The 1,876-nt window shown below is 66.0% G+C and carries 2 protein-coding genes; both read left to right on the top strand.

Features of this window, described 5'->3' with window-relative positions:
- Positions 1-309 precede the first annotated feature (309 nt).
- Positions 310-1,485 carry a thiolase family protein gene (locus tag DBR34_RS08680; protein ID WP_128096494.1) on the top strand — a complete coding sequence of 392 codons (1,176 nt, stop codon included), beginning with the start codon at positions 310-312 and terminating at the stop codon, positions 1,483-1,485.
- A 124-nt stretch (positions 1,486-1,609) separates the two neighbouring features.
- The coding region (locus tag DBR34_RS08675) for a hypothetical protein (protein WP_258223767.1) at positions 1,610-1,876 on the top strand (267 nt) is incomplete at its 3' end.

The raw sequence follows: 1,876 nt of genomic DNA, 5'->3' as shown, positions 1-1,876 counted from the left end.
GGTGGGAGGCGTGGTCGGGGGGGGATCGATGCGGACATTGCCGCCCCCACCACCCCCGCCACACGCGCCCAGCGCCGCCGCGAGCGCGGTGACCAGTACGGATCGACCCACTACTGCCTTGTTCATCCTTGTTTCCCCAATTGACGTGATGTTCGCCCCCGTCTGGCCGGTCCTCCTGGACCTGGCCCGGCGGCTAGTGCCAAGCCTCTATACTTGGCCGGTAGTTCGCAGTCTGCCGGGAAAACCCGCTGTCGCCAATGGCATGCGGTCCCACTCTTGAAACCTGCTCACGCACCAACGAGATTGCCCATGTCCAACATCGTCATCGCCGCTGCCAAACGCACCGCCATTGGTTCCTTCCTGGGCCAGTTCACCGGCGTACCCACCCCGACCCTGGGCGCCACGGCAATCGCGGCGGCACTGCAACAGTCCGGCATCGCGGCGGCCGATGTGTCCGAAGTCATCATGGGCTGCGTGCTGCCGGCCAACCTGGGCCAGGCGCCTGCGCGCCAGGCGGCGATCGCGGCGGGCATTCCGGTCTCCACCGGTGCCACCACCCTCAACAAGGTGTGCGGTTCGGGCATGAAGGCCATCATGCTGGGACACGACCTGATCAAGGCCGGGTCGGCCAGCATCGTGGTGGCCGGCGGCATGGAATCGATGTCCAATGCGCCGCACCTGCTGCCCAACTCGCGCACCGGCAACCGCTTCGGCAATTTCCAGGCGGTCGACCACATGGCCCATGACGGCCTGGTCAATGCCTACGACGGCAAGGCAATGGGCGAATTCGCCGAAACCACGGTGGACAAGTACCAGTTCAGCCGCGAGGAGCAGGACGCCTTCGCCATTGAATCGGTGCGCCGTGCGCAGGCCGCCCAGGCCGACGGCGCCTTCGCCGACGAAATCGTTCCGGTGAAGGTGGCCGGTCGCAAGGGCGAGGTTGAGTACAGCCAGGACGAACAGCCCGGCCGCTCGGACATCGCCAAGATTCCGACCCTGCGCCCGGCCTTCAAGAAGGACGGCACGGTCACTGCAGCCAGCTCCTCGAGCATTTCCGATGGCGCTGCCGCGCTGGTGCTGCTGTCCGAGGACGATGCTGCGGCGCGCGGGGTAACGCCGCTGGCGCGGATCGTGGCCCACGCCACGCATTCCCAGGAACCGGAATGGTTCACCACCGCCCCCATCGGCGCCCTGCACAAGGTGCTGGAGAAAGCCGGCTGGCAGCTGGACCAGGTTGACCTGTTCGAAATCAACGAGGCCTTCGCGGTGGTGGCGATGGCCCCGATCCGTGAATTGGGCATCCCGCACGAGAAGGTCAACGTCAACGGTGGCGCCTGCGCATTGGGCCATCCGATCGGCGCTTCCGGCGCACGCCTGGTGGTAACGCTGGTCAACGCATTGCGCACGCGCGGCGGAAAGCGCGGCGTCGCCACCCTGTGCATCGGCGGCGGCGAAGCGACGGCCATTGCCATCGAATTGATTTGATTGAACTTAACGCGCATTTCGCAAAAATGAATGCGCGATCGCTTGACAGCCAAACGTGGCTTGTCATCATGTTGCCGGGCGCGCAATAGCGCGTTGCCTAATCTAACGACGAGGATTCACACAAATGAGCATCAACAAGCTGCTGATCGCGATGGCCCTGGGCCTGGCTCTGACCGCCTGCTCGAAGCAGGAACAGGCTGCTGACGCCGCTGCTTCGGCCAACGAAGCTGCCGCTGACGCCCAGGTCGCCGCCGACCAGGCCGCTGCTGCTGGCGCCCAGACCGCCGACGCTGCCCAGGCTGCTGCCGACACCGCCGCCACCGCCGCCAACACCTCGGCTGACGCCGCTGCCCAGGCTGGCGCTGCTGCCACCGACGCTGCTGTCTTCTTT

Origin of the sequence: Stenotrophomonas sp. HMWF003 (genome assembly GCF_003061285.1) — a bacterium.
Lineage (GTDB): Bacteria > Pseudomonadota > Gammaproteobacteria > Xanthomonadales > Xanthomonadaceae > Stenotrophomonas > Stenotrophomonas maltophilia_AP.
Note: the sequence above shows the minus strand (reverse complement) of the source record. Positions and strands in the feature narration are given on the sequence as shown.